The organism is Variovorax sp. CCNWLW235 (assembly GCF_037204085.1).
Classification (GTDB): Bacteria; Pseudomonadota; Gammaproteobacteria; order Burkholderiales; family Burkholderiaceae_C; genus Variovorax.
In genome coordinates this window covers 469,412-490,950 of the sequence record NZ_JBBCBW010000001.1, presented here as the reverse complement: position 1 = coordinate 490,950, position 21,539 = coordinate 469,412, and the positions used below count along the sequence as shown (strand labels likewise).

Annotated in this window: 22 protein-coding genes and 3 tRNA genes; 9 read left to right on the top strand and 16 right to left on the bottom strand. The window is 64.5% G+C overall.

Going from position 1 to position 21,539, the window contains the following annotated elements:
• Window positions 1-51 precede the first annotated feature (51 nt).
• The gene (locus V9L21_RS02470; RefSeq protein ID WP_337308812.1) at window positions 52-354 is read left to right on the top strand and encodes a YfhL family 4Fe-4S dicluster ferredoxin; all 303 of its coding nucleotides are present in this window, start codon (window positions 52-54) and stop codon (window positions 352-354) included.
• On the opposite strand, the gene V9L21_RS02465 is transcribed toward V9L21_RS02470, so the two are convergent.
• The 8 genes from V9L21_RS02465 to V9L21_RS02430 all read right to left on the bottom strand — a co-directional run bounded on the left by V9L21_RS02465 (window position 340) and on the right by V9L21_RS02430 (window position 6,916).
• Complete coding sequence (locus V9L21_RS02465) at window positions 340-693, bottom strand: hypothetical protein (protein ID WP_337308810.1); 354 nt, start codon at window positions 691-693, stop codon at window positions 340-342. The two genes, V9L21_RS02470 and V9L21_RS02465, sit on opposite strands and share 15 nt — an antisense overlap.
• A gap of 210 nt (window positions 694-903) precedes the next feature.
• Window positions 904-1,536 carry an aminoacyl-tRNA hydrolase gene (pth, locus tag V9L21_RS02460; protein ID WP_337308808.1) on the bottom strand — a complete coding sequence of 211 codons (633 nt, stop codon included), beginning with the start codon at window positions 1,534-1,536 and terminating at the stop codon, window positions 904-906.
• Between the two features lie 72 nt (window positions 1,537-1,608).
• The gene (locus V9L21_RS02455) at window positions 1,609-2,277 is read right to left on the bottom strand and encodes a 50S ribosomal protein L25/general stress protein Ctc (RefSeq protein ID WP_157615666.1); all 669 of its coding nucleotides are present in this window, start codon (window positions 2,275-2,277) and stop codon (window positions 1,609-1,611) included.
• A 91-nt stretch (window positions 2,278-2,368) separates the two neighbouring features.
• Window positions 2,369-3,340: a ribose-phosphate pyrophosphokinase gene (locus V9L21_RS02450; RefSeq protein ID WP_126747032.1), complete on the bottom strand. Its 972-nt coding sequence runs from the start codon at window positions 3,338-3,340 to the stop codon at window positions 2,369-2,371.
• A 172-nt stretch (window positions 3,341-3,512) separates the two neighbouring features.
• Window positions 3,513-3,589: transfer RNA gene (locus V9L21_RS02445), tRNA-Gln, on the bottom strand.
• Window positions 3,590-3,657: 68 nt separating this feature from the next.
• Window positions 3,658-4,548, bottom strand: a complete 891-nt coding sequence (gene ispE, locus V9L21_RS02440) for a 4-(cytidine 5'-diphospho)-2-C-methyl-D-erythritol kinase (protein ID WP_337308806.1) — start codon at window positions 4,546-4,548, stop codon at window positions 3,658-3,660.
• On the bottom strand, window positions 4,545-5,057 hold the full coding sequence (locus tag V9L21_RS02435; RefSeq protein WP_337308870.1) for a lipoprotein insertase outer membrane protein LolB: 513 nt from the start codon (window positions 5,055-5,057) through the stop codon (window positions 4,545-4,547). The genes ispE and V9L21_RS02435 overlap by 4 nt, the downstream gene beginning before the upstream one ends.
• 5 nt (window positions 5,058-5,062) lie before the next feature.
• The gene (locus V9L21_RS02430) at window positions 5,063-6,916 is read right to left on the bottom strand and encodes a tetratricopeptide repeat protein (protein WP_337308804.1); all 1,854 of its coding nucleotides are present in this window, start codon (window positions 6,914-6,916) and stop codon (window positions 5,063-5,065) included.
• A gap of 72 nt (window positions 6,917-6,988) precedes the next feature.
• Between V9L21_RS02430 and mutM the strand changes: the two genes are divergently transcribed.
• From mutM to mutY, 3 genes are all read left to right on the top strand, one after another.
• The gene (gene mutM / locus V9L21_RS02425) at window positions 6,989-7,801 is read left to right on the top strand and encodes a bifunctional DNA-formamidopyrimidine glycosylase/DNA-(apurinic or apyrimidinic site) lyase (protein WP_337308802.1); all 813 of its coding nucleotides are present in this window, start codon (window positions 6,989-6,991) and stop codon (window positions 7,799-7,801) included.
• A gap of 89 nt (window positions 7,802-7,890) precedes the next feature.
• Complete coding sequence (locus V9L21_RS02420; RefSeq protein ID WP_337308800.1) at window positions 7,891-9,852, top strand: dynamin family protein; 1,962 nt, start codon at window positions 7,891-7,893, stop codon at window positions 9,850-9,852.
• A 37-nt stretch (window positions 9,853-9,889) separates the two neighbouring features.
• Window positions 9,890-10,924: an A/G-specific adenine glycosylase gene (gene mutY / locus V9L21_RS02415; RefSeq protein WP_337308798.1), complete on the top strand. Its 1,035-nt coding sequence runs from the start codon at window positions 9,890-9,892 to the stop codon at window positions 10,922-10,924.
• A 28-nt stretch (window positions 10,925-10,952) separates the two neighbouring features.
• On the opposite strand, the gene rapZ is transcribed toward mutY, so the two are convergent.
• From rapZ to V9L21_RS02400, 3 genes are read right to left on the bottom strand one after another with little or no spacing between them, the layout of a single operon-like run.
• Window positions 10,953-11,828: an RNase adapter RapZ gene (gene rapZ / locus V9L21_RS02410; protein ID WP_258502210.1), complete on the bottom strand. Its 876-nt coding sequence runs from the start codon at window positions 11,826-11,828 to the stop codon at window positions 10,953-10,955.
• The gene (recN, locus tag V9L21_RS02405; RefSeq protein WP_337308796.1) at window positions 11,828-13,507 is read right to left on the bottom strand and encodes a DNA repair protein RecN; all 1,680 of its coding nucleotides are present in this window, start codon (window positions 13,505-13,507) and stop codon (window positions 11,828-11,830) included. The genes rapZ and recN overlap by 1 nt, the downstream gene beginning before the upstream one ends.
• Before the next feature lies 1 nt (window position 13,508).
• Window positions 13,509-14,420: an NAD kinase gene (locus V9L21_RS02400; protein WP_337308795.1), complete on the bottom strand. Its 912-nt coding sequence runs from the start codon at window positions 14,418-14,420 to the stop codon at window positions 13,509-13,511.
• A 28-nt stretch (window positions 14,421-14,448) separates the two neighbouring features.
• Between V9L21_RS02400 and hrcA the strand changes: the two genes are divergently transcribed.
• The 3 genes from hrcA (at window position 14,449) to V9L21_RS02385 (ending at window position 15,705) form a co-directional block, all read left to right on the top strand.
• Entirely contained in the window at window positions 14,449-15,456 is a 1,008-nt protein-coding gene (hrcA, locus tag V9L21_RS02395; RefSeq protein ID WP_126747023.1) for a heat-inducible transcriptional repressor HrcA, read from the top strand.
• A gap of 32 nt (window positions 15,457-15,488) precedes the next feature.
• A tRNA-Ile gene (locus V9L21_RS02390) sits at window positions 15,489-15,565 on the top strand.
• 63 nt (window positions 15,566-15,628) lie between these two features.
• Window positions 15,629-15,705: transfer RNA gene (locus V9L21_RS02385), tRNA-Arg, on the top strand.
• 50 nt (window positions 15,706-15,755) lie between these two features.
• Here V9L21_RS02385 and V9L21_RS02380 read toward each other — a convergent pair.
• Window positions 15,756-16,019, bottom strand: a complete 264-nt coding sequence (locus tag V9L21_RS02380) for a hypothetical protein (RefSeq protein WP_337308793.1) — start codon at window positions 16,017-16,019, stop codon at window positions 15,756-15,758.
• Between the two features lie 191 nt (window positions 16,020-16,210).
• On the opposite strand from V9L21_RS02380, the gene V9L21_RS02375 reads away from it, so the two are divergent.
• A complete protein-coding gene (locus V9L21_RS02375) occupies window positions 16,211-16,660 on the top strand; it encodes a hypothetical protein (RefSeq protein WP_337308791.1) in 450 nt (149 codons plus the stop codon).
• 140 nt (window positions 16,661-16,800) lie between these two features.
• A complete protein-coding gene (greB, locus tag V9L21_RS02370) occupies window positions 16,801-17,379 on the top strand; it encodes a transcription elongation factor GreB (RefSeq protein ID WP_337308789.1) in 579 nt (192 codons plus the stop codon).
• Window positions 17,380-17,401: 22 nt separating this feature from the next.
• Here greB and V9L21_RS02365 read toward each other — a convergent pair whose 3' ends face one another.
• The 4 genes from V9L21_RS02365 to V9L21_RS02350 all read right to left on the bottom strand — a co-directional run bounded on the left by V9L21_RS02365 (window position 17,402) and on the right by V9L21_RS02350 (window position 21,529).
• The gene (locus V9L21_RS02365; RefSeq protein WP_337308787.1) at window positions 17,402-19,657 is read right to left on the bottom strand and encodes a RelA/SpoT family protein; all 2,256 of its coding nucleotides are present in this window, start codon (window positions 19,655-19,657) and stop codon (window positions 17,402-17,404) included.
• A 93-nt stretch (window positions 19,658-19,750) separates the two neighbouring features.
• Entirely contained in the window at window positions 19,751-19,954 is a 204-nt protein-coding gene (rpoZ, locus tag V9L21_RS02360; RefSeq protein ID WP_021009011.1) for a DNA-directed RNA polymerase subunit omega, read from the bottom strand.
• Window positions 19,955-19,985: 31 nt separating this feature from the next.
• Window positions 19,986-20,606 carry a guanylate kinase gene (gene gmk, locus V9L21_RS02355; RefSeq protein WP_015867099.1) on the bottom strand — a complete coding sequence of 207 codons (621 nt, stop codon included), beginning with the start codon at window positions 20,604-20,606 and terminating at the stop codon, window positions 19,986-19,988.
• An 8-nt stretch (window positions 20,607-20,614) separates the two neighbouring features.
• Window positions 20,615-21,529 carry a YicC/YloC family endoribonuclease gene (locus tag V9L21_RS02350; protein ID WP_337308786.1) on the bottom strand — a complete coding sequence of 305 codons (915 nt, stop codon included), beginning with the start codon at window positions 21,527-21,529 and terminating at the stop codon, window positions 20,615-20,617.
• Window positions 21,530-21,539: the final 10 nt, after the last annotated feature.

Genomic DNA, 21,539 nt, shown 5'->3' with positions numbered 1-21,539 from the left:
CAGCATAACCCGACTCGTGCAACAAGCGTGCCTTGTTCGCGATAATCGGGTATGGCCCTCATGATCACCGACGAATGCATCAACTGCGATGTCTGCGAGCCCGAGTGCCCGAACGATGCGATCTACATGGGCGCCGAGTTCTACGAGATCGACCCGCGCAAGTGCACCGAATGCGTGGGCCATTTCGACGAGCCGCAGTGTGTGCAGGTGTGCCCGGTTGCGTGCATCCCCATCAATCCGGAACACGTGGAAAGCCGCGAGACGCTGTGGCAGAAGTTCGAGCGGCTTGCCGCGGCCAAGGCAGCAGCCGCGGCTGTGGAGCCGCGGCCGCCAGCGCCGTCAGCCGGCGTCTGAGCCGGACGACGGCTTTCGCTTTTTCTTGCCGCCTCCGGCGCCGTCCGGCGACGAAGCTGGTTTCCCTCCGGTTGCCCCGCTGAAACGCGTGCTCGACTTGTGCGGCTCGGAGGCGAGTTTTCGGGCGCGTGCCTGCGCGAGTTGCTCGGAAGACGCGAGCTTTCGCTCGGCGACCGCTGCCTGCCTGGCCTCGTGGGCGGAGCGGCGATCGCGCTCGTAGGCTTCTTTTTCCTGGGACAGGCGAACGCGCTCGAGTTGGTCGGCGCGAACCTCGGCCTTGTGGGTGGCGGTCTCCGAGGCGCGGCGGTCTGCCTCGGTACGCACGTCGTCGACCTTCACCGGTTTTCCGCCCTCGCAGGGCCGGTCGGTATAAGTGTTGCCGCAGCGGTAGGTTTCGGACCTTCCCTGTGCCGCGGCGGGTAGCCAGAGAACACTTGATGCTATTAAAACTATAGCTGCGCCGGTTTTCCCGACCTGGGTGGCTCTTCTGCTTCTTCTCATTTTTATTTCTCTCCCTTTTCTCTCTCCCGCGCTCTCGTTGCCGGCTGACTAGGTGGCGGCGGGCGTGCCTCCGTCGCCGGGCTCTCGCCGCGGCGGTTTGGGCCGGGGCGGTTTGCTCGTGTGAATGATCAAGGTAGCCTTTTCCATCTCGCCCGCCACCAGGGCAGGGGCCGCATGCAGCGTGCGGACGATGGCGTCTTCGATGGCTTCGCGCTGTTCCTTCAGCGGCTTCTTGAGCACCCAGTTGATCACCTCCGACTTCACGCCGGGATGGCCTATGCCCAGGCGCAGGCGCCAGTAGTCGCCGGTGCCCAGCTGCGCATGGATGTCGCGCAGGCCGTTGTGGCCCGCATGGCTGCCGCCGAACTTGAGCTTGGCCTGGCCGGGCACCACGTCGAGCTCGTCGTGCGCCACGAGAATTTCTTCGGGCGCAATCTTGAAGAAGCGCGCGAGCGCGCCGACCGATTTGCCCGACAGGTTCATGAAGGTTTGCGGCTCGAGCAGCCACACGCTCTGCCCGCCGATGTTCGCGCGCGCCGCAAGGCCGTGATAGCTGCGCTCGGGCACCAGATTGAGCTTCCAGTCGCGTGCGAGTGCGTCGATCCACCAGAAGCCCGCGTTGTGCCGTGTGGCTTCGTATTCAGGCCCGGGATTACCGAGGCCGACAAACAGCTTGATCATGAGGGAATTATCTCGCCGCCCCAAAAGCAAAAGGCCCGCACGAAGCGGGCCTTTTGCAGGGTGCGGGAAGAATTACTTCTTCGCAGCGGGCTTTGCCGTCTTGGCGGCAGGCTTGCCACCGGCAGCTGCAGCGCCTTCGGCAGGTGCTGCGCCTTCAGCGGCAGGTGCCGGCTCTTCGGCGACCAGCGGAGGCACGGCCGACACGATGACGGGGTTCAGCTTGCCGTGGCTCACGAACTTCACGCCCTTGGGCAGCTTGATGTCGCTCACGTGCAGCGTGGCGTTTTTCTTCAGGCTGGAGAGGTCGACCTCGATGAACTCGGGCAGGTCGCTCGGCAGGCAGCTCACTTCGAGCTCGTTCATCACGTGCGTGACCAGGTTGTGGTCGAGCTTGACGGCGTCGGACTCTTCTTCACCCTTGAAGTGAAGCGGCACCTTCATGTGCAGGCGGGTCTTTGCATCGACGCGCTGGAAGTCGATGTGCTGCACCAGCTGGCGGAACGGGTGGTACTGCACGTCGCGCAGCAGCACTTTGCTGGTGGCGCCGCCGAGTTCCATTTCGAGGATCGAGGCGTGGAAGGCTTCCTTCTTGAGGGCGTGCCACAACGCGTTGTGATCGAGCTCGATCAGCTGGGGCTTGCCTTCACCACCATAGACGATACCGGGCGTCTTGCCCGAGATGCGGAGACGGCGGCTCGCACCCGTGCCCTGCTTGGCGCGCTCAAAAGCGACGAATTTCATAATAACTCCTGTGAGAGTCCACCGCGACCAGTGCGACTCCGGTTCAACAAGGGCGCCGTTCCGGAAAAAGGAAGTGGCGCCCGCTTTTTGCTCAGAACAGGTTGTCCTGGTCCGAGAACAAACTCATGACCGACTCGCCCTTGGCAATGCGCTGGATCGTTTCGGCGATCAGCGGTGCCACGGAAAGTTGGCGGATCTTTCCGCACGCCAGAGCGCCGTCGGAAAGAGGAATGGTGTTGGTCACGACCACTTCGTCGAGGGCGGAGTGGGTGATGCGTTCGATGGCCGGGCCCGAGAAGATCGGGTGCGTGCAATAGGCGTAGACGCTTTTTGCGCCGCGTTCCTTGAGCACTTCGGCCGCTTTGACCAGCGTGCCGGCCGTGTCGATCATGTCGTCCATGATCACGCAGTTGCGGCCGTCGATTTCGCCGATCACGTTCATGACCTCGCTCACGTTGGCCTTCGGGCGGCGCTTGTCGATGATGGCGAGGTCGCAGTTCAGCTGCTTGGCCAGCGCGCGTGCGCGCACCACACCGCCCACGTCGGGCGACACGACGATCAGGTCTTCGTAGTTTCTCTGGCGCAGGTCGCCCAGCAGCACCGGCGACGCATAGATGTTGTCGACCGGAATATCGAAGAAGCCCTGGATCTGGTCGGCGTGCAGGTCCATGGTGAGCACGCGCTCAACACCCACGGTTTCCAGCAGGTTGGCCACCACCTTGGCCGAGATCGGCACCCGGCTGGAGCGCGGGCGGCGGTCCTGGCGGGCATAGCCGTAGTAGGGAATCACGGCGCTGATCCGCTCGGCCGAGGCGCGCTTGAGCGCGTCGACCATGATGAGCAGTTCCATCAGGTTTTCGTTGGTCGGTGCGCAGGTGGACTGCACCACGAACACATCGCGCGCCCGGACGTTCTGGTTGATCTCGACGGTGACTTCGCCGTCGGAGAAGCGACCCACGCGCGCGGCACCCAGCGAGGTACCGAGGTTTTGCGCGATTTCTGCGGCCAGGCCAGGATTGGCGTTGCCGGTGAAAACCATGAAATCAGGGTGATTAGCCTGCATGAGCGCGTCCCGGCAGTCGAATGGCTTTTAGGAAGCCGCCAAAGAGTTTGAGTCGTGGTGGCGGCCCGGAGGCCGCCGATTATTGCAGCGGGTAGGCTGCAAAAGAAGCACTGCGGCCCGTGGGCCGCAGTCTGAAAGCGCTGCGGCGGTGAGACCGCAGCCTGAAGAGATTTGGCAGGGGAGAAAGGATTCGAACCTTTGCATGCTGGAATCAAAATCCAGTGCCTTAACCAACTTGGCGACTCCCCTACACGGGTCGATGGTTTTCACCACAAACCGATATATGTCGCATCGGACCCATCACGATCCGATTATCTTCAGGTCGCCCATCCCCAAAGTGGATGAACGGCCAGGTTGCTGCATTGACGAACCTGCCAGCCCGCGGGGGCTTCGGCCAGTTTCGCTTCTTGCGGCCCTTGCGGCAATTTCGCGAATACCGAACTTCCGGAGCCGGTCATCCGGGCCTTCAATCCTTGGGCGCCGAGCCATTCGATGGCTTCGGTGACTGCGGGGCAAAGCCGTTGGGCAACCGGCTGCAGGTCGTTGTGGCCGAAGTCGAAAACCTTGAAAGCACTGCTTTCCTGGTTTGGAGCTTCAAGCTGTTCGCTATCTGCAGCAAAGCCCGAGATTATAGCAACAGGAGTGGCGCGTTGAAGGTCTGGCGCAGAAAAAATTAAGCGCGTGTCGAGTCCCTCGGGTGGCTTGGCCACAACGAAACGTGCCGCAGGCACATTCACGGGGGTGATTTTCTCGCCGATTCCCTCGACCCAGGCATTGCGGCCCCCGAGGAAAAACGGAACATCGGCACCCAGTTTCACGCCGATTTCAGCCAGGCGCGACAGCGGCAGGTTCAGGTTCCACAAGCGGTTGAGCGCCAGCAGACACGTTGCGGCGTCCGAAGAGCCTCCGCCCATGCCGGCCTGCGCCGGAACCTGCTTGGCAACGCCGATATGGGCCCCCTGGCCGGGGCTGGCATGCACCTGAAGCGCCCGGGCCGCGCGCAGCACCAGGTCGTCGGGCGGCAATTCGGTCGTCAGATCTTCACGGCTGAGCTGCCCGTCGCGCCGCAGTTCGACGTGCAGCGTGTCGCACCAGTCGATCAGCATGAAGACCGACTGCAGCAGGTGGTAGCCGTCTTCGCGCCGGCCGGTGATGTGCAGGAAGAGGTTGAGCTTGGCCGGTGCGGGAAGGTCGTAGATCGCCTTCATGACCGTTCGAACACGATGCGCAGGTCGGCCGTAGGTCCCGGGTTCTCACGCGTGGCCTGCAGGCGGCCGTTCGAAATCTGCGCCAAGTCGGGGCGCCAGCCGGGAACGCGGTCGTCGCGTCCGGCGAGCCAGCCGAAGAGCGCGCCGACGGGTATTGCGGCACCGGTGGCGGCTTCGATCAGCGCATCGACCGACTCGTAGCGCCGGACTTCGCTGCCGTTCTTGAGCAGGGCCTCGCCGGGCGACCAGTGCAGTTGGGCCAGGGTGCTGCCGATGGGGCTCGTGAGCGACAGCTCGCCCGCTTCCGGAGAACCGCGCAATTCGAACAAGGCGGAGAAGGTCTGCACCGGCTGGCTGTCGATGCGCAGCGACATGCGGCCGCTCCAGGTGTCGGTGCCCTGAGGCCGCACGCCGCCGGAGAGCTGCGCGCAACCGGCCGTTACCAGGAGCGCCGCAACGCCCGCCGCCAGCAAGCCCCTGCGGCCGCCCTGTAAGTCCGGGGCGAGCATTGCCGTCACGGCTTCACCCGCAGGCGCTTGAGCGTCTCCTGCAGGGTTTCGTTTTCGGCGTCGCTCAGCAACGCCTCTTTCCAGATCGTGACGGCGCGATCTTTCTGGCCGACCGTCCAGAGCACTTCACCAAAGTGCGCGCCGATCTCCGGATCGGGCCGCGTCTTGTAGGCCGCCTCGAGGATGCGAATGGCCTCGGTCGTGTTGCCCAGCCGGAATTCGACCCAGCCCAGGCTGTCTGCAATGAACGGGTCTTGCGGCGCCAGCTGCACCGCTTTCTGGATCAGGGTGCGCGCCTCGTCGAGCCGGATCTTGCGATCGGCGAACGAGTAGCCGAGCGCGTTGTAGGCGTTCTGGTTTTCGGGCTTGAGTTCGATCAGCCGGCGCAGGAGCCGTTCCATTTCGTCAAGCCGGTTCAGCTTCTCGGCCACCATGGCCTGGTCGTAGATCAGGTCGGTGTCGTTCGGCGCGGCCACGGAAGCCTGCGCCAGCATGTCGTAGGCGGCCTGGTATTGCTTGGCGTCGCGCAGCAACTGCACTTCGGCGAGGAACTTCTGCTTCTTGTCCTCCGGCGTGCGCTCGGGCAGGCCGCGCAGCACTTCGCGCGCTTGCGGCAGCTTGCCCTGGCGTGCCAGCAGGCCTGCGCGGCGGGTCTGCGCCACGACCAGGTCGTCGGTGCTGTCGACGCGTGCGAGCCAGCGCTCCGCGCCCGTGAAGTCCTTGCGGCGCTCCGAGAGTTGCGAGAGAAGCAGGTATGCCTGCGTGGTGCCGCGCTGGCGGTCGTCCGCATCCTTCTGGTCTTTTTGGGACGCGGCGAGTTCGACATAACGCTTGAGCGATGTTTCGGCAGCCCCGTCCTGGCGGGCCTGCGCCTGCAGGCTGCCGAGCAGCAGCCAGGGTTCGGCCAGTTCCGGCCGCGCCGCAGTCAGCGCCTGCAGTTGGGCGGTGGAATCGGCAAAGCGGCGGTTCTCGACCAGCACGCGTGCGTAGGCAACACGCAGGTCCGGCGAGGCCTTGGGGTTGCTGGCAAGGTAGCGCGTGACGATCGGCTCGGCCAGCGGTTGGCTGGGGTCGATCATTTCGAGCGCCAGCGCCGGCGGCGCGTCGGAGGCGGGATCGATTTCCTGGCCCTTGAATGCAGCGTCGAGCGCACCGGAGGTATCGCCCGCATTCAGGCGCATCCGGCCCACCGTCGCCCAGGCCAGCCCACCGGTGGTGGGTTTCCTGAGTTCGTCGGCCAGTGCCTGCTCGACCACCGAGGCGGCCAGTTTCTTGTCGGTGGAGCGCGAGTAGTTGCGCACGATCACCGCCATGAGCATGGGGCGTTCGACTTGCGAGGTGGCGGCGACTTCGGCGCGCAGCAGCTCGGCCGTTTCGCCGATGCGATTGAGCGCAATCAGGATCTGGAGTTCGATGCGGCGTGCGTCGCGCGAGTTGGGCAGCGTTTCCTGCCAGGCGCGGGCCGCTGCAAGCGCTGCATCGCCCGAGCGCGACTGCAATGCAATTTCGACCGCGCGCTGAAACAGCTTGCCGTCACGCAGCCGCCGCGCCGCGTCGAGCACCAGCGCGTAGCCCGCTCCGGGGTCGCCGGAGCGCGTGGTCATCTCGCCCATCAGGATTTCGTAGAACAGCTCGGCCGTGAGCGCCGAGGGCTGTGCGACGGTTTCGCTCGCCGGTTTGGCGGCGACCGGCGCTGCAGCCGGCGGCCTTGCGCCCGGCCGGGACGGAGTCGGCCGCTCGATGATGGGCGCCGGGCTGTTGGGCGCAGCGGGATCGGAGGTTTGCGCGTGAACCGCGCAAGCAAGCAGCACGAGAGACGCGGCCGCCGCAAGGCGGTGTCGGCGGGGCGATGGAATCATCGAACCATAATAATCCAAGCTTTTGAGCGAGCACCGCGTGGGGCTTCATCGCAGCCCGGAGTTTTTATTCTTATGCCAGAGCTTCCCGAAGTTGAAGTGACGCGGCGCGGTTTTGCCGAACGCATTGCCGGTGCACGCATCGATGCGGTGCGCATCGGCAAGCCTTTGCGGTGGGCGTTGATGGTCGCGCCCGACGCCTTGGTCGGCCGGCAGGTGCTGCAAGTGCGCCGGCGCGGCAAGTACCTGCTGATCGACCTGGATCGCGGCTTGTTGCTGCTGCACCTGGGCATGTCGGGCAGCCTGCGCTTCGATGCGGCGCTGCCGCCGCCCGGCGTTCACGATCACTTCGATCTCGTGACCGACCGGGGTACCCTGCGGCTCAACGATCCGCGCCGCTTCGGCGCCGTGGTGTATGTCGAGGACGAGGCGGCGCCATGGGCCATCAAGTTGCTCGGCGGACTGGGCATGGAGCCGCTGGGCGACGGGTTCGATTTCGACGCGTTCCACGCCGGCCTTCGAAAGCGCCGCACCGCGGTGAAGCAGGTGCTGCTCGCGGGCGATGTGGTGGTGGGCGTCGGCAACATCTATGCGTCAGAGGCGCTGTTCCAGGCGGGCATTCGACCGACGCTGTCCGCCGCACGCATCAGCCGGCCGCGGGCGTTGAAGCTTCACGCGGCGGTGCGGGAGATTCTGGCCAGGGCGGTGGAGAAGGGCGGCAGCACGCTGCGCGATTTCTCTAATGTGGACGGGCAGAACGGTTATTTCCAGCTCGAGGCCACGGTCTATGGCCGGGCCGGGGAACCCTGTCGGGTCTGCGCAACGCCGATACGGCAGCTACGCCAAGGCCAGCGTTCCACTTACTATTGCCCAAATTGTCAAAAATAGTGTTTCGGCGTCCGCGTTCGAATATCCTGCAAACGGTTGCTCCACAGCTTGCGATGCTATATTTGTAAGTTGTTTCTTACATATTTCCTTTGAGCCGCTCTTTCAACCAACAACTCGATCAGCACGGCGCCTGGCGAAGCAATTTTGCTCACCGCCTCCAGTGGCTGTCCCGCTGGCTGACCGAGAACGAGCTGCTCGACCAAGCCGTGGCCGAGCGCCTGCGCGGCCTCGAGCTGCAGATTCGCAACAGCAAGGTCATGGTCGCGTTCGTGGCCGAGTTCTCGCGCGGCAAGTCGGAGTTGATCAACGCGATCTTCTTCGCCGGCTACGGGCGGCGCATCATGCCGGCCAGCGCCGGACGCACGACGATGTGCCCGACCGAACTGGGCTACGACGCCGCGGTATCGCCCAAGCTGCGGCTGCTGCCGATCGAAACCCGGCTGGAACCCCATTCGCTCACGCACTGGCGCGAGAAGCCCACGCGCTGGACTGAGATTGCAATCGACGTCGAGAACGCCGAACAACTGGCCCAAGCCATGGGCAAGGTGGCCGAAGTGCGCTGGGTCAGCAAGGACGAGGCGAACGCGCTGGGTTTCTGGAACGAAGAAACCCCCGACGACAACCCGGTGCAGGACGCCGAAGGCCGAGTCGAAATTCCGCGCTGGCGCCACGCCATCCTGAACATGCCGCACCCCTTGCTGGAGCAGGGGCTGGTCATTCTGGACACCCCGGGCCTGAACGCGATTGGCGCCGAGCCCGAACTCACGGTCAGCCTCATTCCGCAGGCGCATGCGGTCGTCTTCATCCTGGGTGCCGAAACCGGGGTGACGCGGTCCGACCTGTCCATCTGGCGCGAGCACCTGGTCACCGAAAACGAAGGCAGCGACACGCGCTTCGTGGTGCTCAACAAGATCGACACCATGTGGGACACGCTCAGCACGCCCGCGCAGATCGAAATGCAGATCGAGCGCCAGCGTGAAGTGGCGGCCAAGTTTCTCGAGGTTCCGCTCGTGCAGGTGCTGCCGGTGTCGGCGCAAAAGGGCCTGCAGGCAAAAATCCAGCGCGACGGGCGGCTGCTCGAAGCCAGCCGTTTGCTGGCGCTCGAAACGCTGCTCGCCGAAGGCGTGCTCGGCAAGCGCGAAACCATGTTGCGGCTTGCCGTTGATGCAGGCATGGTGGCATTGCGCGTAGAAGCCGAGCGCATCCTGAAAGTGCGCCAACGCGATCTGTCGGAGCAGGCGCTCGAACTGCAGGGCCTGCGGGGCAAGAACGTTTCGGTGATCCGCCACATGCGCGCCCGCATCGACCAGGAGCAGAACGAGTTCGAGGGCAGCAACACGCGCATCCTCGCGCTGCGTTCCGTGCAGGGCAAGCTGCTGCGCGAGGTGTATGCCGTGCTCGGCCGCACCGCGCTCAAGGAGGATATGGTGCGGCTTTCGACCGCGCTCAAGCGCCCGGGCATCAAGCTCAACGTGCGCAAGGTGTATGGCGAGACCTTCGATTCATTGCGCAACAACCTGCGCGAAGTGCAGGCCACCACGGCCGAGATCCAGTCGATGCTGCACGCCACGTTCCGCCAGCTCAATGCGGAGCAGGGCTTCAACCTGCAGGCGCCGGCCGAGCCCGACCTGACGAGCTTCGAACAGGAGCTGAGCCAGATCGAGCGCAGCCACATCCACTACCTGAGCGTCGGCAATCTGCTGAGGCTCGCGCAGGCGGACTTTTGCGACAAGCTGGTGCGTGCGCTCGCCAGCCGGCTGCGGCTGGTCAACGAAGCGGCCATGACCGAGGTCGAGCGCTGGAGCAAGGGTGCCAGCGCACAGATCGACGCACAGCTGAAGGAGCGCCGCCGCACTTTCAGCAAGCGCATCGAGGCGATCGAGCGCATCCAAAATGCGGCCGGCAACCTCGACGAACGCCTGCTGGAGCTTGCCGCGCAAGAGAGCAGCCTGGCCGAACTGCATCTTCGGCTGCAGGAATTCACTTCGATGATCGCGCAACAGGGAAGGCCGGCCGCTGCGGCCGCCATCGGCGAACTGCGTGCAGCCTGATTGCCCGCCGACCGGCGGCGCGACGCAGGAGTTGCACGTGCCGCTCGATTTTGCGCAGCGCATCGTGGCCTGGCAGCGCAGCCACGGGCGCAGCGAGCTGCCGTGGCAGAACACGCGCGATCCGTACCGCGTGTGGCTGTCGGAGGTCATGCTCCAGCAGACCCAGGTTTCGACGGTGCTCGGTTACTTTGCGCGCTTTCTCGAACGTTTTCCGACCGTGCGGGCTTTGGCCGATGGCACCGAAGACGAGGTGTTCGGACTCTGGAGTGGCCTGGGCTACTACAGCCGCGCGCGCAACATGCACCGCTGCGCCCAAGAGGTGGTTGCGCGCTTCGGCGGAGAGTTTCCGCGGACCGCGGCAGAGCTCACCACGCTGCCTGGCATCGGCCGCTCCACCGCATCGGCGATCGCGGCCTTCTGCTTCGGCGAGCGCGTAGCGATTCTCGACGGCAACGTGAAGCGCGTGCTGACACGCGTGCTCGGCTTCGGCGGAGACATGTCTTCGTCGGCGCAGGAGCGCGCGCTGTGGGACCGGGCCACGCAGCTGCTGCCGCCTGACGGGCAGAAGGAAGCGATTGCGGGCTACACGCAGGGCGTGATGGATCTGGGCGCCACGGTTTGCCTGCCGCGCAAGCCGAGCTGCATGATCTGCCCGGTGAACAGCATCTGCACTGGCTTGCGCGAGGGCCAGCCGGAGCGCTATCCCGTCAAGACCCGCAAGCTCAAGCGCAGTGCCCAGTCGCTCTGGACGCTGCTGGCGCGCGATGCGCAAGGCCGCGTCTGGCTTGAAAAGCGTCCCGCCAAGGGGATCTGGGCCGGCCTCTATTGCCTGCCGGTGTTCGAGAGCCGCGAAGACTTGCTGGCCGCACTGCCGCCGGCCGCGCAGCGCAAGGCCCAAGACCTGCAGCCCTTCGTGCACGTGCTGACCCACAAGGACTTGCATCTTCACCCGGTGATGCTTCAGGGCGGCCAGCCGCAAAGCGAGACCGCGCGCTGGGTGGAGGCAGAGGAGTGGGGGCGGCTCGGGTTGCCGGCGCCGATGCGCAAGCTGCTGGAAAGCAGCGCAGGCTAGCTTCGAGAGCTGCCGGCTGTGGGCGAGTTCAGATCGCGTCCAGCTCGCGGTGCCGCTTGAGGGCACCCCAACGCGCGCCAAAGGCACGTGCCAGCTGTTCGACCAGGAACACCGAGCGGTGTTGGCCGCCGGTGCAGCCGATGGCCACCGTCACGTAGCTGCGATGGTCTCGCGCCAGCGCATCCAGCCAGCGCGAAAGAAACTGCTCGATGTCGTCGTACATGCGTGCCACGTCTTCATGCTCGCGCAGCCATTCGACCACTGGCGCGTCGCGGCCGGTGAGCGGCCGCAAGGTGGGCACGTAATGCGGATTGGGGAGCATGCGCACGTCGAACACGTAGTCGGCGTCCAGCGGCACGCCGCGCTTGAAAGCGAACGATTCGAACACCAGCGTCAGCGCGCTTTGCGGCGCGGAAATCAGCGCCTTGATGTAGCTCTGGAGCTGCGCCGGCCGTATCAGGCTGGTGTCGATCACGTCGGCGCCATCGCGCAGGTCGGCCAGCAGCTCGCGCTCCAGTTCGATGGCCTGTATCAGCGCGCGCTCCTGCTCGGGCGCGTCGGTGCGGCCCTCCTGGCGCGACAGCGGATGCCGCCGACGGGTTTCCGAATAGCGCCGCAGCAGGGCATCGGTGGTGGCGTCGAGAAACAGCGAACGCAGCGAAACACCGTCGTGCCGCAACGCTTCGAGCTGCTGCGGAACGATCGGCAGCGACACGCCGCTGCGCACGTCCATGGCAATGGCAACGCGCTTGGCTTCCTGCTCGTGCTGCAGCGCGATGAAGGGTGTCAGCAACTCGGGCGGCAGGTTGTCGACGCAGTAGTAGCCCGCGTCTTCCAGTGCATGCAATGCGACGGATTTGCCTGAACCCGACATGCCGGTGATGAGCACCAGATCGAGGTTCATCACAGCGTCGCCGAAGTCTTGTGGCCCAGCATTTCGCGGGCATGCGCCAGCGAAGTGTGCGAAACCTTCTCGCCGCCGAGCATGCGGGCGATTTCCCGCGCGCGGTTCTCGTCGTCCAGGCGCGAAACGCCGCTTTCTGTGCGCGGGCCGTCCTGGCCGGCCGCGGCCGTCTGGCGCTTGGCCACCACCAGGTGGTGATCGGCGCACGCAGCCACCTGCGGCAGATGCGTAACGGCCAGGACCTGGCGGTCGCGCCCGAGTTGCTTCATGAGGCGCCCCACGGTCTCGGCGACAGCCCCGCCCACGCCGGCATCGACCTCGTCGAAGATCAGCGTCTGCGCGGCGCCAAGCTGGCTTGTGGTGACCGCAATGGCCAAGGCAATGCGGGAAAGCTCACCGCCCGAAGCCACCTTGCCGATGGGACGGGGCGTGCTGCCCGGATGGCCGCTCACCAGAAAGGCGACGTCTTCGAGCCCCGCGCGGCCCGGCTGCGCCAGCGGCTGCAGTTCGACTTCGAACCGGCCGCCCTGCATGCCCAGCCCCTGCATGGCTTGCGTGACCGCTTCGGACAGGCGCGGCGCGGCCTGCTTGCGCGACTTGGCGAGCGCCTTGGCCTCCTTCATGTAGGCCTGCTGTGCAGCCTGTTCGGCGCGCTCCAGGCCTTCGAGATCGCTTTGTGCGTCCAACGCCTTCAACTCGGCTTGCCATCCCGCCAGCAGCGCGGGCAGGTCGTCGGGCGTGCGCTTGTAGCGGCGCGCCAGCGACATCCACAACCCCATGCGTTCGTCCAGTTCGGCAAGGCGCTGCGGATCGGCTTCGGCGTCGCGCAGGTAGCCGTGCAGCGAATGCGCGGCGTCGGAGGCCTGCGCCACGCTGGAGGCCAGCACTTCGCCGAGCGCACGGAATTCGGGCTCGATGTGCTCGCAGTTCTGCAGCAGCGTCACCGCGCGCGCGAGCGCCGCAAGGGCGCCGTTGTCGTCGTCTTCGAGCGCCTGGCTTGCGCCTTGCGCCGCGTCGATCAAAGCCTGCGCGTTCGAAATGCGCGCGTGGTTGGTCGAGAGCTCTTCCCACTCGCCTTCGGCGGGCGCCAGCTTCATCACTTCGGCAATCTGCCATTGCAGCCGTTCGCGCTCGCGCTGCAGCGAATCTTGTGCAGAGCGCGCGTTGTCGAGTGCGGAGATTGCCTGCCGCCAGCCGTGCCAGGCCGCGTCGAGCGCATCGGTGCGCACGCCGGCATAGGCGTCGAGCAGGCCGCGCACGGCCTCGGGGCGCGTCAGGCTTTGCCACGCATGCTGGCCGTGAATGTCGAGCAGGCGGTCGCCGAGCTCCCGCAACTGCGTGGCCGTGGCCGGGCTGCCGTTGATCCAGCCGCGGCTGCGGCCTTGCAGGTCGACAGTGCGGCGCAGCAGCAGGGCGTCGCCGGATTCGAATCCGCCTTCGTCGAGCCAAGCCGCAAAGGCCGGGTCGGCGTCGAACTCGGCGCTCACGTCCAGGCGTTCGGCGCCCTCGCGCACCGCGCCTGCATCGGCGCGGTTGCCGAGCGCCAGCTGAAGCGCGTCGATCAATATGGATTTGCCCGCGCCGGTTTCGCCGGTGAGCACCGTAAAACCGGCGGACAAGTCGAGTTCGAGTGATCGCACGATCACGAAGTCGCGCAGTGCGATGCGTCGCAGCGCCATCTCAGGAGCCCCCTTCGTTCCAATGAAGTTTCTTGCGCAGCGTGTCGAAATAGCTCCAGCCCCGCGGGTGCAGAAAGCGCACCCGGAAGTCGGAGCGCCGCACCACTACCCGATCGCCGATGGCGAGCGAGGCCAGGGACTGCATGTCGAAATTGGCGCTGGCGCCGCGCCCCGACACCAGCTCGATCACGATCTCGTCCGCGTCGGGCAGCAGCACCGGGCGGTTTGACAAGGTGTGCGGTGCAATGGGCACCAGCACCCACCCCGGTACCGCCGGATGCAGCAGCGGCCCGCCGGCCGACAGCGCGTACGCCGTCGAGCCTGTGGGAGATGCAATGATCAGCCCGTCGGCGCGCTGGTTGGCCACGAAGTGCCGGCCCACCGACACCCGCAACTCGACCATGCCCGAGGTGGAGTCGCGGTTGACCACCACATCGTTCATTGCCAGCGCATCGAACACCGACACACCGTCGCGCATGACCTGCGCATGCATGAGGCTGCGGTGGTCTTCCTCGTACTCGCCGGCCAGCATGGGAATCAGCGTGGCCTGGTAGTTGTCGAGCGGAATGTCGGTAATGAAGCCGAGCCGGCCGCGGTTGATGCCGATCAGCGGAATGCCGTAGGACGCCAATTGCCGGCCAATGCCCAGCATGGTGCCGTCGCCCCCGACCACCAGGCCAAGGTCGCAGCGCTGCCCGATTTCTTCCACGCTCAGCGGCTGGTAGCGGCCGCCCACGCTCGCATCCGCGTCGGCCTCCTCAGCGGCGGATTTTTCGACGAAAACCGTGCACCCTTGCGATTCCAGGAAGGCGCCAATATCTTCCATGACGCCGTCGCGCGCGTCCGCTTGCGCCCGGGCGCCTGAAGCCTGGTATTTGCCGATCAGGGCGACGTTGCGGAAGCGGGAAGTCATGTACAAATTACAACACTAAAATCTTGCAATGCTGGACGACCGTGCCAAGTTGCTCCTCAAGACATTGGTGGAGCGTTACATCGCCGAAGGCCAACCGGTCGGGTCGCGGACTTTGTCGCGCGCGCCGGGGCTGGACCTTTCGCCCGCGACCATCCGCAACGTCATGTCCGACCTCGAGGCGCTGGGGCTGATTGCCAGCCCGCACACCTCCGCCGGCCGCATTCCCACAGCACGTGGCTACCGGCTTTTCGTCGACACCATGCTCACTGCCGAGCGCGAGCAGATGAGCGCGCCAAGCCTTGCGCCCGACCAACCGCAGAAGGTGATAGCCAACGCGGCCAGCCTGTTGTCCAACCTGTCGCAGTTCGTCGGCGTCGTCATGGCGCCTCGGCGGGCATCAGTGTTCAAGCAGATCGAGTTCCTGAAGCTTTCCGAGCGGCGGCTGCTGGTGATCATCGTCTCGCCGGACGGCGACGTGCAAAACCGGGTGATCTTTCCCGAGGCCGACTATTCGCAGTCGCAACTCGTCGAGGCGTCGAACTACATCAACGCCCACTATGCGGGGCTGACCATCGAGCAGGTGCGCGACCGGCTCCAGTCCGAGGTCGAAAAGCTGCGCGGCGAGATCGCCGCTTTGATGCAGGCCGCCGTCAAGGTCAGCTCCGAGGTGCTCACCGAAGCGCAGGAAGACGACGTTGTGATCTCCGGCGAGCGCAACCTGCTCTCGGTGACCGACTTTTCGAGCGACATGGGCCAGCTGCGCCGTGCCTTCGAACTGTTCGAACAAAAGGCGCAGCTCATGCGGCTGCTCGATGTGTCGAGCAAGGCGGAGGGCGTGCGCATCTTCATCGGCGGCGAGAGCCAGGTGGTGCCCATCGAAGAGCTTTCCATCGTCAGCGCCAACTACGAAGTCGACGGGCAGGTCGTGGGTACCCTCGGCGTCATCGGCCCGACCCGCATGCCTTACGAGCGCATGATCCAAATCGTCGACATCACCTCGCGCCTGGTCAGCAACGCGCTGAGCCACCGTAAGTAAGGCGCACGGCGAATAGAATCGGGGTCTCTCGTGGGCCGTTAGCTCAGTTGGTTAGAGCAGCGGACTCATAATCCGTTGGTCGATGGTTCAAGCCCATCACGGCCTACCACTTGCATTCATTTCCAACCTGATCCGGTTTGGGCCAAAAATGGATGCTATAATCGATAGCTGTGCGGCTGTAGCTCAGTTGGATAGAGTACTTGGCTACGAACCAAGGGGTCGTGGGTTCAATTCCTGCCAGCCGCACCACTCTCTTAAAGGGTTAGGACATTAACGTGTCCTAACCCTTTTTCTTTTGCCTATCGGCATGCCAAAGAGGGGCCTCCAGGCAAACTGGTCACGTCGATGGGATCTCTGCCGATGCTCGTGGCAAACCACCGAAAGGTGTTCGTCCGGTTGTCGCCGCGGCCCGTGGTTCGCACGAACAGATAGCCCGACGTCGCATTGCCCAAGCCGTCGACCGGAATGCCCGCGGCCCGAAGCGCCGCGACTTCGGCGCTGGCGCTCATGCCGAAGGGCAACTGCAACGTGATGGTCGCGTTATGAATGACCTGAGTGACCATTGCTTCCCACCAGAGTCCATAGAGCTCAGAGCTTCCCTCCCGCTCAACTCATCAGTAGCAAGCCTCGGGAATTAAGAATGTGACTTATTTCACGTGAAGACCAAAATGTTAACGTTTATTGATGTCGTAACAATTAGTCCGTAAGACATAGGTCGAACCCTGCCGGCCGGGGAAACGGCTTAGAGTGAATCATGGGTACTCACGCAAAAAGACTCGCATTTCCGCTCCTTTTCTTGCTGTTTTCGGCCACAGGTTCGACTTGGGCAGGAAAGATCACCTGCATTCCGGGCGCGAACAGCGGAACCGCCTCGTCCCTCAATTCGATCCGCAGGATTTCAATCGACGAGCACTCTCGTACCGTCAACATGGACGTCGTTCGCTCCAGGACGAAAGATACGGAAACCATGGGCAAGCTCAGGGCGGACCTGGTGAACATAGAAGAAAGCCAGTCCGGCGAGCCCGTCTATGTCTTCAACTCCATCCCGACGGTCGGGGTCGAAACCACGAGCCTCTTCAAGCTGTTCAAGACCACGGAGTGGCGCCTGATGAGCGCTGGCGTGACTTTCGTGAACAAGGTGCCCGCGCTGCGCGCCGTCGAGCAAAGCGTGGTTTTCGACTGCAAGCGCTCCGACCTGGGGTGAAGCAAGCCGGCCGGTACCCAGGAATCGTGCCCATGGATAGGGGCACAATATGTTGAACGGGCGACTCAGGAGTTCGCCGCACTTCATCATGAAGGCCTGCAATGAAAGTTGCGGGCCTTTTTAAATTCGGAGGTTTTGCCTTGAGCAAAGCATTCACCAAGGAAACAGACGCCGACGAAGACGACGACGGCGGCGAAAGCGCCGGCCCGGCGCTGCCCAGCGGAAGCAAGAACTACATCACGCCAGCGGGATATGCCCGGCTGCGCGATGAATTGCTGCAATTGATGGACGAAGAGCGCCCCAAGGTTGTCGAGGCGGTGCATTGGGCGGCCAAGAATGGCGACCGCTCGGAAAACGGCGATTACCTCTACGGCAAAAAGCGCCTGAGAGAAATCGATCGACGCATTCGCTTTCTGACCAAGCGGCTAGAAATTGCCGAGGTGACCGACCCCTCGGTGCACCACGGCAGCGATCAGGTTTTCTTTGGCGCCACGGTGCGCTATGCCGATGAAACGGGCGACGAGCGCAGTGTGACCATCCTGGGCATCGACGAGGCGGACAGCGCCCAGTCGCAGGTCAGCTGGATCTCGCCCATCGCGCGGGCCTTGCTCAAGTCACGCGAGGGCGACGTGGTGAAGCTTGTGACGCCGGGCGGCACGCACGAGGTCGAGTTGCTGTCTGTGAGCTATCCCGCGCAGGGTTCAGGCACCGCGGCCTGAGACCGCCGCCCGGGGCGAAATTTCAGGGCGCGGGAACCGTCCGCGCGGCCGTCAGCACCGATGCAGTGCGCCGCGCCGCACGCAACACCGCGTCGAGGTGGCTCCGATCACGCACGGCAATCACAAAGCGCAGGTCGGTTGAATCTTGCGGCGTTTCATCGGCCATTTCGACGTGCGTGATGTCGGCTTCGGCGTCCGCCAGCGTGGCGGCCACCCGTGCGAGCACGCCCTTGTCGTTGCGCACGGTAATTACTACGCCGGTTTCGAAAGCACGGGTGGGCTCGTCGGCCCATTCGACCGCGAAAAAGCGCTCGCTGTCTTTGTGCCGCAAGCGTTGGCCGACGCCGCAGCTTTCGGTGTGCACCACCAAGCCTTCGCCGTGCCCCAAGTAGCCGACGATTTCGTCGCCCGGAATCGGGCGGCAGCACAGGGCAAAGCGAACGGAAGAGTTTTCGCTTCCGTCCAGCGTCACGGCGCCCTGCGAAATGGTTTCGTGCGAAATGAAGCGCTCGCGGCTCAGCAGTAGCGCATCCGGCCGCTCGCCCAGTTCGGAGAGCATGGCCACGAGCCGCTTGGCCACGATGCTGGCAATTCGCTTGCCCAGGCCTATGTCGGTCAGCAGCTCGGCGCGGGTGCGGTTGCCGGTAAAGCGCAGCAGCTTTTCCCACAGCGCCTGGTGCTCGGTATCGTCCGCCGGCAGTTTGCTGAGGCCTTCGGCACGCAGCGCCTGCGCCAGCAGTTTTTCGCCCAGCCCTTCGGATTCCGCGTGCGCCAGCGTCTTCAAATAATGGCGGATCTTGGATCGCGCGCGCCCGGTTCGAACAAAGCCGAGCCAGGCCGGATTGGGCGTTGATACGGGAGCGGTAATCACCTCGACCACGTCGCCGTTCTTAAGTTCGGTGCGCAGCGGCACCTGGTCGCCGTTGATGCGCGCGGCGGAGGTGTGGTCGCCAATGTTGCTGTGAATGGCGTAGGCAAAGTCGACCACGGTGGCGCCGCGCGGCAGCGCCAGAATCTGGCTCTTGGGCGTGAACACGTAGACCGCATCGGGAAACAGGTCGACCTTGACGTGGTCCCAGAACTCGGCCGCGTCGCGGGTTTCGTCCTGAATGTCGAGTAGCGACTGCAGCCACTTGGTGCCCAGCCGGTCATTGCTTGCCGCATTGGGCTCGGCGGCCTTGTACAGCCAATGCGCCGCCACGCCCGATTCGGCCACCACGTGCATGGCCTCGGTGCGCAGCTGAAACTCCACGTTCACACCCGCCGGGCCCACCAGGGTGGTGTGCAGCGACTGGTAGCCGTTGAGCTTTGCAATCGCGATGTGGTCCTTGAACTTGCCCGGCAGCGGCTTGTACATCTGGTGCAGGATGCCCAGGCCCGTGTAGCAGGCGATCACGTTCGGCACGATCAGCCGAAAACCGTAGATGTCGGTCACCTGGGCAAAGCTCAGGTGCTTTTCTTCCATCTTGCGGTAGATGGAATAGAGCGTTTTTTCGCGGCCCGCGATCCGCAGCGTCATGCCGGCAGCGGAGAAGGCGGACTCGACCTCTTTCTGCACCTTCTGGATCAAATCGCGCCGGCGCCCTCGCGCCTTGGCCACGGCCTTGGACAACGTGGCGTAGCGCCAGGGCTTCAGGTGACGAAACGAGAGCTCCTGCAGTTCGCGGTAAGTCTGGTTCAGCCCCAGCCGGTGCGCGATGGGCGCGTAGATCTCGAGCGTTTCGCGCGAGATGCGAGCCCATTTTTCGCGCGGCGCATCGTCCAGCGTGCGCATGTTGTGTGTGCGGTCGGCCAGCTTCACCAGAATGACGCGCACGTCGCGCGCCATGGCCAGCAGCATCTTGCGGAACGATTCGGCCTGGTTTTCTTCGCGCGTGTTGAACTGCAGCTTGTCCAGCTTGGTCAGCCCGTCGACCAGCTCGGCAACCGGGGCGCCAAAGCGTTCGATCAGCTCGGGCTTGGTAACGCCGCAATCTTCGATGGCGTCGTGCAGCAGGGCGGCCATCAGGGCCTGCGCGTCAAGCTTCCATTCGGCACATTGCGCCGCCACGGCAATCGGGTGCGTAATGTAGGGCTCGCCGCTGTTGCGCAACTGGCCCAGGTGGGCCTCATCGGCAAAGCGGTAGGCGCGGCGGACCAGCTCGGTGTCTTCGGGGCTCAGGTAATCGAGCCTGGCCGTCAGCGCGGCAAAGCTTGCGGCGGCCGCATTCAGCGCCGCCGGGCTCGGCTTTGGCATGCCCGAAGGGGCATGGGACTGATGTTTGGCAACCGCACTCATGGCTACCACTTTAGCGTGACCGCTGTATGGACGCGTCCAGACGTAAAAAAAGCACCGCTTTGCGGTGCCTTTTCGTTGCAGGGGTGCGTCAGATCAGCCCGGCACCTTCTTGAGCATTTCGATGCCGATCTTGCCTTCGGCGATTTCGCGCAGGGCGGTGACGGCGGGCTTGTTCTTGCTCTCGATCTTGGGCGCGTGGCCCTGGCTCAGCATGCGCGCACGGTACGTGGCGGCCAGAACCAGCTGGAAACGGTTGGGGATCTGAAGCAGACAATCTTCGACGGTGATGCGGGCCATGATCAGAATCTTTCGGTCGGTGAGCAGGAAATCAGGGGATGTTCAGTGCGGCGAATGTGTCGGCACGTGCGCGGCGCTGTGCAGAATACCGAAGCCGCTGAGCGTGGACGATCGCCTTGAGATCGAAAAGCGCGCGCTCAAATAACTCGTTGATTATAACGAAGTCGAATTCCCCCGCCCGGGCCATCTCTTCGGCGGCATTCTTGAGCCGCAGCTCGATGACGGCGGCGCTGTCTTCGCCGCGCCGCTCCAGCCGGGAGCGCAGTTCTTCCCAGCTTGGCGGCAGGATGAAAATCATGACCGCGTTGGCAAAAGTCTTGCGAATCTGGATTGCGCCCTGAAAGTCGATTTCCAGAATGACGTCCGCCCCCTGGGCAATCCGCTCTTCAATGGCCTTTTTAGAGGTGCCGTACCGGTGCCCGTGCACATGGGCCCATTCCACAAAGCCGTCCGCGGCAATCATGGCGTCGAACTCCGACGGCGAGGTGAAAAAGTACTCCCGGCCGTGCTTTTCCTGACCGCGCGGTGGCCGCGTGGTGTGCGAAACCGAGGGCTGAACGGCCGTGTCCAGCTCCATGAGCGCTTTGACCAGGCTCGATTTGCCGGCCCCGCTGGGTGCCGCCACCACAAAAATGTTGCCCGGATAGTCCATTCGCTCGCTCATTCGATGTTTTGTACCTGTTCGCGCATCTGCTCGATCAGCACCTTCATGTCCACGCCAATGCGGGTGAGCTCCAGTGCTGCGGACTTGGAGCCCAGTGTATTGGCCTCGCGGTGCAGCTCCTGAATCAAAAAGTCCAGCCGCTTGCCGATTTCGCCGCCCTTCTTGAGCAGCCGCTCGATCTCGTCCAGATGGGAATTGAGGCGCGTGAGCTCTTCCGCCACGTCGATGCGAATTGCAAAAGCCGTCGCCTCGTTCAGCGCCCGGTCTTGCGCGGCCTCGGGCAGGGTGCCGCCCGTCAGGCCCATGGCCTCTTGCCAGCGCTCCAGGAAGCGCGCGCGCTGCTGCTCGACCAGTTGAGGAATCAGCGGGCCGGCCTGTTCGACCAGCGTACGCAGCTGGGCCAGGTGGGCTTCCAGCATCTTGGCGAGCCGCGCGCCTTCGCGCTGGCGGGCGGACATCAGCGCGTCCAGCGCCTTGCCGGCCACGTCGAGCAGGTCGCTGCCCCAGTCGCCGCGGGTGGTGCCGTCGCCGCCGGCCAGCCGCAATACGTCGGCCACGCTCAGTTCGCGGGCGCCGGGCAGCCAGGCCTTGATGCCGTCTTGCACGCCGTTCAGCCGCTGCAGCAGCTTGACCGAGGGTTCGGCAATGCCGCCCTGGGCCGTGTTTTCGATGGCAGCCCGCACTTCGACTTTGCCGCGCTTCAGCTTGCCCGTGAGCAGCTCGCGCAGCGCGGTTTCATGCTGGCGAAGTTCCTCCGGCAATTTGAAGGTGAGGTCGAGAAAGCGGCTGTTGACCGAGCGTATTTCGACCCCGAGTCGGCCTGCGGCGGTAGGCCGTGCTTCGGCTTCGGAGTGGCTGCCAACGGGGCCGTTCTGGCCACTGGCATAGCCGGTCATGCTGTAAACTGGCATTGCGCCTCAC